We start from the raw sequence: 7,281 nt of genomic DNA on the forward strand, positions 1-7,281 counted from the left end.
AAAAACGAACGTGTTGAAAATGAGAGGATTAAATTTTTTGCGTGAGGCATGCGGAGGGTGGGCGTTAGCCCAGTGCGGAGCGCAGCGAAGCACCGAAGCGTGAGCGTAGCCCGTAGCACGCCGACCTTGCCCACACAAGCGTAAGCGAAGTGTGGGCAAGGGCACGCCCAAAAAAATAAAACTATTTTCTAATACCTTTGAGAAACCTACCCTACTACTTGCCTGTTTCAAAAATTGCGCACACTATTCTACCATGCCCAGCCACTTTTCAAAGCTACTATCATTGTACGAAGGTATCTTCACTACTTGCACTACGGGATTAAAATAAGTGTTCGGAATAGCATGTAACTGTATATTCAGAATTTTACTTTCGCGGGCTACTATCAAGTTCAAATGCTTAGTATGATTTCGGATTAAGTTATTCAACTTGCCCCCAATTTTAATGTTATTTACCGCCAAAATTTCATCTCCTATATCCAAGCCTGAAATTTCCGCAGGAGAGTTAGGTAAAATTGTTTTGACCACTAAACGACCAGACTTTTCACTACCTGTGGCTACAAAACCGTAGTAATATTCAGAAAGCTCTAAACCTGGCAATTCTACTAACTTACACCCTACAAAATTGAGCAATTCATTTAGTCTATCATAAATTGGTGTTACTCCTTCTATGTAATCGGCAAAAAATTGTGTAAAGTCTAATCCTGAAACTTCTTCTAAGAGGTTCTTGTAGTCCTGCTGTGTATATCCTTTTTGTGTTTTGCCAAAACGCTCATACATCAGCCGCATGACAGTATCCAAACTCTTTTCATGGTTAGTGGCTTTTCTAATCTCTAAGTCTGTCATCAAAGCGACTAAACAGCCTTTGGTATAGAAAGAAACTTTTTTATGCGGTATAGTATCGCTATATGCCTCAATCCAACTATCAAAGCTGGCTAAAGTAAGAGGCGTGATAAACCTACCATAGTTAGTAAAATGTTTATGGCATTTTTGTGAGAGTTCCATTAAGTATCTTTCGGGTGTCCAAACGCCACTTTTAACTAACATTAAATCGCCGTAATAAGTGGTTACGCCTTCGGTAATATAGTGCGATTCACAGTAAGCTTCTTTGCTATAATCGTATGGCATCATTTCAATCGGGCGAATAGTTTTTACATTCCAAGCATGGAACAGCTCATGAGAAGCTAAGCCCATAAATTCATCATATTGGTCATCCATCAGGTCTGCCCCAGGACCTATCATAAGGACCGTAGAGTTGAGGTGCTCTACTCCATGATAAGCTTTATTGGGCATAATTTGACACAAAAAATGATACTCCTTAAAAGGAGCATCGCCAAATAAACGAATCTGTGCCTCTGTGAATTTTGCCATATCACTGATAAGTTTATTCCACTCTACTTCACAAGGACCTTGCATCCAAATATTAAACTTGATACCTTGACAAGTATATGTTCTATGCTTCAAAGTCTCACTAGCAATAAGAGGACTATCTGCTAACTCATGATAATCTTCGGCATAAAAAGCTTGATTGTTAATTCTTTTCATTCCCGTGGCAACGTCATATTCACTACCTAAATTAAGTACCAGCTCATGAGGTTGGTATAATCGTGGTAAATTGTACATTAGACAGTTGGCGGGATTGATATATACTTGTTCAAAGCCGCAGAAAGTAGAACCTGCGTCTATTGTAGCCCCATAGTATTCGTAATACAAGTGCACTTTTTTTAGTCCTTTACAAAACACTCTCCAAGTATTCTTATCAACTTTTTTGTGAGGTATTTTTTGCCCCTCTGCGTTTTTGGCAATAAATATTTTTAAGTTTTTGGCAAAGTTTTGCAGCTCGTACCGACCTGGCCTAAAAGCAGGTAAGGAAACATCTATGTACTCCTCATTTGGCTGTATGTCCTCAATGATTTGCTCTATTTGTAGAAGATGCCTATTAGGAACTTCAAAGGAAACGATATATTTCATACTCAATCAGTTCATATAATGTGTTACGATACTTTTATGCAAAGGTAAATTAAAATGGTGTTTTTTTCAATCTGAAAGAAATGCACAAAAATTCTATCCGCGCTTTGCTTTTGAACAAAGTAAAAATATATGTAGATAATAAAGTATTTTTTACAGAGTTTTTAAGATAAAAACTTATTGATTTTCAACGATATAATTATCAAAACTTGCTATCTGTTAAAATACGCGCTATATTTGCTGTTACATTTGTTGTGTCAGTTTTGCTATGAAATTATCTCAATTTTATTTTGACCTTCCCAAAAGTAAAATTGCTTACTATCCCTTGGAGGAGAGAGGAAAGTCGAGAATGATGGTAGTCAACCGTACTACTAAAGAAATACAACACAGACAATTCAGGGACATATTAGAATACTTTGGTGAAGGGGATGTTATTATCTATAACAATACGCGCGTATTTCCAGCTAAGTTATACGGTACAAAAGAAAAAACTCAAGCCCGAATTGAAGTATTTTTGCTAAGAGAGTTGAATAAAGAATATCGCTTATGGGACGTTTTGGTAGATCCTGCGCGTAAAATACGTGTAGGAAATAAGCTTTACTTTGGAAATAATGAACTAGTGGCAGAAGTAGTGGATAATACTACTTCGCGTGGGCGTACTATCCGCTTCTTGAACGAAAGCGATGACGCGAAATTTTATAGCAAAATTGACCGACTAGGGCTAATGCCCCTACCCGATTATATTACTGAAAAGCGTGAAGCAGAGCCCTTAGACAGAGAAGCTTATCAAACCGTTTTTGCAAAAGAAGAGCCACTAGGTTCAGTAGCCTCTCCTGCAGCAGGACTGCACTTTACAAAAGAAATTATGAAACGCCTTGAATTACAAGGGGTAAAGCAAGAATTTATTACGTTGTATTTAGGTAGAGGATGTTTTGCCGAAGTAGAGGTAGAGGACTTAACAAAGCATAAAATGGATTCGGAAAATTATTACATTAGTGAGAAAGTAGCTGAAACTGTAAATAATGCTAAAAAAAATAAAAAGCGAATTTGTGCCGTAGGATGTTCTACTTTGCGGGCTATTGAGTCCTCTGTATCAGCATCTTACAACTTGCAATCCGTAGAAAATGGTTGGACAAACCGTTTTTTCTTCCCGCCTTATGAATTTAGAATCTGTAACGCATTTTTTACTAACTTTCATGACAGCTGCTCTACTATGTACATGATGACTTGCGCTTTCGGAGATTATGAACTCATCACAGAAGCCTATCAAATAGCCCTCAAAGAAAAGTACAGATTCTTAGCCTACGGCGACGCAATGCTGATTATTTCATAAAAATGGCACAAGTATCTCTTTGTGATAACTTGTTTGTTAAACGGTACACACTAAAAAAGCTTTCTTTATCTTCCCAAGCATGCTGTGAGACATTTGTGCTATCAATTCAAACTAGTATGATGCTCTATTAAATGTGCCTTACAAAAAAGTGGCAGATCGCTGCAAAAGCCAGCAACTATACGCACGGCAAAATAAGAAGGTTGGACTGCTGCTTTTACAAAACTTTTTCTTTTTAATTAACTTTGCAGCGCATGCTCAAATATGCGCACATTTGTGATTGTTTTTTACCTTTTATTTCATATTGTATCCTTTACGCAGGAATACGATTTAATTCTTAGCACTGAAAAAAACGCGTATCAAGGTGGAAATATTTATCCTTACACGATTAAAGTATCAAATGGTTTTCTCAATGAATTGGTAAGTTTACAGCAAAAAGGTGAGCTTCCATTGTATTTAGATGCCCAGCTTACTATTCCTTTCACCACTGAAACTTTGAAGGGAACACTATTTTACTTCAATTACAGTCATCACAGATATGCTTTTTTTTCCATGCATTTATGCGAAAAGTGGTATATTACTAGTAAAAAGCTAAAAATCTTGCAACAAGTTGCTCGTATAGAAACTCAAGACCCCTTAGGAGAAGTAAAATCCCAATATGTGTATTTCAATCCTAATCATCCAAAAGTACCTTATCACCTTTTGTCTATCCAGCGATCTTGTGAGGGAATCATAGAACACGATGTAAAAACTATTCTCAAAAGCAGGGCTTTTAATTTCACTGTATTGAGCATACAACGTAAAAACAAAAAAGTATCATCAAAGGACTCTTTGATTGTCCTGAACAACTATTACAAAAATACTCAAAAAATGGCTGCAGCGTATATACCTACTATAAAAATCCAAACCAAAAATCCCTACCGAATACGGATAATCTCTACTGTGCTCAATCAAGACAAGTTAGAAAACCTTAACATACAAAACAGTGTTGCTGAAAAAAATCAAGCTTTTTTTCAAATTTTTATGAAAGAGCTTATTACCGATATATTCAAAGGTAAAATCAAACTCTATTCGCCTGATAGCTTGCAAGGTTTAATCCCCTTAGATAGTCTTAAATCACTTCACAAAACTCTTTGTCCTGAAATAGAAGAAACCCCAGGAAAAGAGTACTTCTACTATTACCCTTGGAACTACGGACAAATGGAAACCTTAGCCGTTAAAAAGTACAACTATACTATGTCTTATTTGCAGTATTTTCACCCTGCGCCTTATGCAAATTATTTAGCTTGTGCGGATATATTGGGAAGTATTGCATTATCTAATGGCAAGGTTGAGTTTAATCCCACGCATATTATTATTATTTGGAGGGATGTTAGAGGTATTTTGCCTGATAGGGAAATTGTGGCTATTTCTGTACAAGAGTTAGAGCAGGGAGATTATCGTTTTTTGCAGCAAAGCATACTTCAATACCTTAAAAATCAAAATTATTTTTACTACATTGTCCAGCTCAATGAAGACTTTTTTAACAAAACCGAAGAGCGTTTGTGGATACAGTATTATTTACAAAAAGGTCAGTGGGATATGTTACAAAACTTTCAAAATTTCAGGCAAAATCTGATTAAAAACCCAAATAAAGCTACGGAAGAGTTGAGCTTGCTCTATCCTAATTTTTACGCACACTAAGGTTTTTTGGGCGTGCCCCTTGCTGCGCAAGGGTCGGGGCATTCCGCACTACGCTTCGCTTCGGTACTTCGCTAACGCTTCGTACTGCCTAACGGCATGCTCCATGCCCCTCACGCAGATGACCTGTGCCATTATGTCTTTACCTTGTTTGAGTTTGAAGTACAAGTACTTACAAGCTAAAACTTTGCATAAATTACATAGAAATGGATTTTTCAGAGATCCCTTGCGTGAGGCATGCGAAGGGTGGGCGTTAGCCCAGTGCGAAGCGTAGCGCAGCACCGAAGCGATAGCGTAGCCCGTAGCACGCCGACCTTGTGGGCATGAGCGCAAGCGAAACGCCCACAAGGACACGCCCAAAAAATTAAAAACGTAATTCTTTTTCGTTAAAAGTAAATACACTTATTAAAATACAGCTATTTTTGCAACATGAATACACTCCGTTTTCAAGCTTTGACCAAAGTAAACGAAAGAAAACCTAAGCCCATTTCAACCAATGGAACAGAAAAATTTGGTGAGTATGTATTCAATGAAGAAGCTATGCGCCAATATTTAAGCCACAAAGTTATCAAGCACATTACAGATGCTATTCTGCACGGTACAAAAATAGACCGAAAATTCGCTGATGAAATTGCCAAAGGAATGAAAGAATGGGCTATTAGCAAAGGAGTTACACACTACGCACATTGGTTTCAACCTTTGACAGGCAGCACAGCTGAAAAACATGAGTCCTTCTTAAAAATAGAAGAAGGAAAACCTATACACGAATTCAAAGGTAGCGAGCTGATTCAACAAGAACCCGATGCATCTAGCTTTCCAAGTGGAGGTATCCGCAATACGTTTGAAGCCCGAGGTTACACAGCTTGGGACCCCTCTTCCCCTGCTTTTATCGTAGAAAACGGTGATGGTGCAGGTAAAACTTTGTGTATCCCTACTATTTTCATCTCTTACACAGGTGAAGCTTTAGACTACAAAACCCCTTTCTTGCGTTCTTTACACTTGCTAGAAACTAATGCGTTAGCTGTATACCACTACTTTGACAAAGATGCCAAAAAGGTAACGGCTACGCTTGGCATTGAACAAGAATACTTTTTGATTGATAAAGCTTTTTATTATGCTCGCCCTGATTTGATGATGTGCGGTAGAACCTTAGTAGGGCGCGAACCCAGTCGCGGACAACAATTAGAAGACCATTATTTTGGTTCTATCCCTGCGCGCGTATTTGCATATATGGTAGAAGTAGAACAGGAAGCCCTTAAACTCGGAATACCCCTCAAAACTCGCCATAATGAAGTTGCCCCCTCACAATTTGAATGCGCTCCTACCTTTGAGGAAGCCAACCTAGCCATTAACCACAATCAAATTTTAATGGAACTGATGAAACGCATAGCCGATAAACATGACTTTCATGTCATTTTTCACGAAAAACCTTTTGCTAAAATTAACGGTTCAGGTAAGCATAGCAATTGGTCAATGACCACAGATACAGGAAAAAATTTGCTCTCCCCTGGAAAAAACCCCAAAGAAAACTTAGCTTTTTTGACTTTTTTTGTCAATACTATTAAGGCTGTTTATGAACACAACGCACTTTTACGGGCAAGTATAGCTTCCGCAGAAAATGACTATCGGTTAGGTGCAAATGAAGCGCCCCCTGCTATTATATCTGTTTTTATTGGTTCGCAACTGACCCAAATTCTCAATGAAATTGTAGAAGGTAAAGAAGGTACAGAATCCCTCAAACAAGAAATAGACCTTAAACTCAAAAAAATTCCTGAAATTTTAATAGATAACACAGACCGCAATCGTACTTCACCTTTTGCTTTTACAGGAAATAAATTTGAGTTCAGGGCAGTAGGGGCTAGTGCGAATTGCAGCGCTGCCATCACTATTCTCAATACTATTGTGGCTCATCAATTAGCGCAGTTCAAAAAAGAAGTAGATGCTCACATTCAAAACGGTATGAAAAAAGATGAAGCCATTATCACTGTGCTTAAAGAATATATCCGTACAGCACAGCCCATTTTATTTGAAGGAAATGGATACAGTCAAGAATGGGTGGAAGAAGCCGAAAGGCGAGGGCTGTTCCATGTAAAAACTACACCTCATGCGCTAAAAGCCTACATTAGCGAAAAAAGTAGAAAGCTGTTTGAAGAAACTCATGTACTTTCTCCAAAAGAGTTAGAAGCTCATTATGAAGTTTTTTTAGAGCGTTATACCAAAAAGATACAAATAGAGTCCCGCGTACTTGGCGAATTAGTACTTAACCAAATTATACCTACCGCAGTAGCATACCAACAAAAATTAGC

Annotated in this window: 5 protein-coding genes; 3 read left to right on the forward strand and 2 right to left on the reverse strand. The window is 38.0% G+C overall.

Going from position 1 to position 7,281, the window contains the following annotated elements; genetic code table 11:
• Window positions 1–243: 243 nt before the first annotated feature.
• Window positions 244–1,968: a PDZ domain-containing protein gene (locus tag NZ519_09955; GenBank protein MCS7029076.1), complete on the reverse strand. Its 1,725-nt coding sequence runs from the start codon at window positions 1,966–1,968 to the stop codon at window positions 244–246.
• Window positions 1,969–2,233: 265 nt separating this feature from the next.
• On the opposite strand from NZ519_09955, the gene queA reads away from it, so the two are divergent.
• A complete protein-coding gene (gene queA, locus NZ519_09960) occupies window positions 2,234–3,298 on the forward strand; it encodes a tRNA preQ1(34) S-adenosylmethionine ribosyltransferase-isomerase QueA (GenBank protein ID MCS7029077.1) in 1,065 nt (354 codons plus the stop codon).
• 273 nt (window positions 3,299–3,571) lie between these two features.
• A complete protein-coding gene (locus tag NZ519_09965; protein MCS7029078.1) occupies window positions 3,572–4,978 on the forward strand; it encodes a hypothetical protein in 1,407 nt (468 codons plus the stop codon).
• A gap of 48 nt (window positions 4,979–5,026) precedes the next feature.
• On the opposite strand, the gene NZ519_09970 is transcribed toward NZ519_09965, so the two are convergent.
• The gene (locus tag NZ519_09970) at window positions 5,027–5,335 is read right to left on the reverse strand and encodes a hypothetical protein (protein ID MCS7029079.1); all 309 of its coding nucleotides are present in this window, start codon (window positions 5,333–5,335) and stop codon (window positions 5,027–5,029) included.
• A gap of 69 nt (window positions 5,336–5,404) precedes the next feature.
• On the opposite strand from NZ519_09970, the gene NZ519_09975 reads away from it, so the two are divergent.
• Window positions 5,405–7,281: glutamine synthetase III (locus NZ519_09975; protein ID MCS7029080.1), on the forward strand; the 1,877-nt coding region annotated here is incomplete at its 3' end.

The organism is Bacteroidia bacterium, assembly GCA_025056095.1.
Classification (GTDB): domain Bacteria; phylum Bacteroidota; class Bacteroidia; order JANWVE01; family JANWVE01; genus JANWVE01.

Bases quoted from the DNA above. Each gene is read 5' to 3' on its own strand.
- NZ519_09955 (MCS7029076.1), bottom strand. From the start codon at position 1,968: ATGAAATATATCGTTTCCTTTGAAGTTCCTAATAGGCATCTTCTACAA.
- queA (MCS7029077.1), top strand. From the start codon at position 2,234: ATGAAATTATCTCAATTTTATTTTGACCTTCCCAAAAGTAAAATTGCT.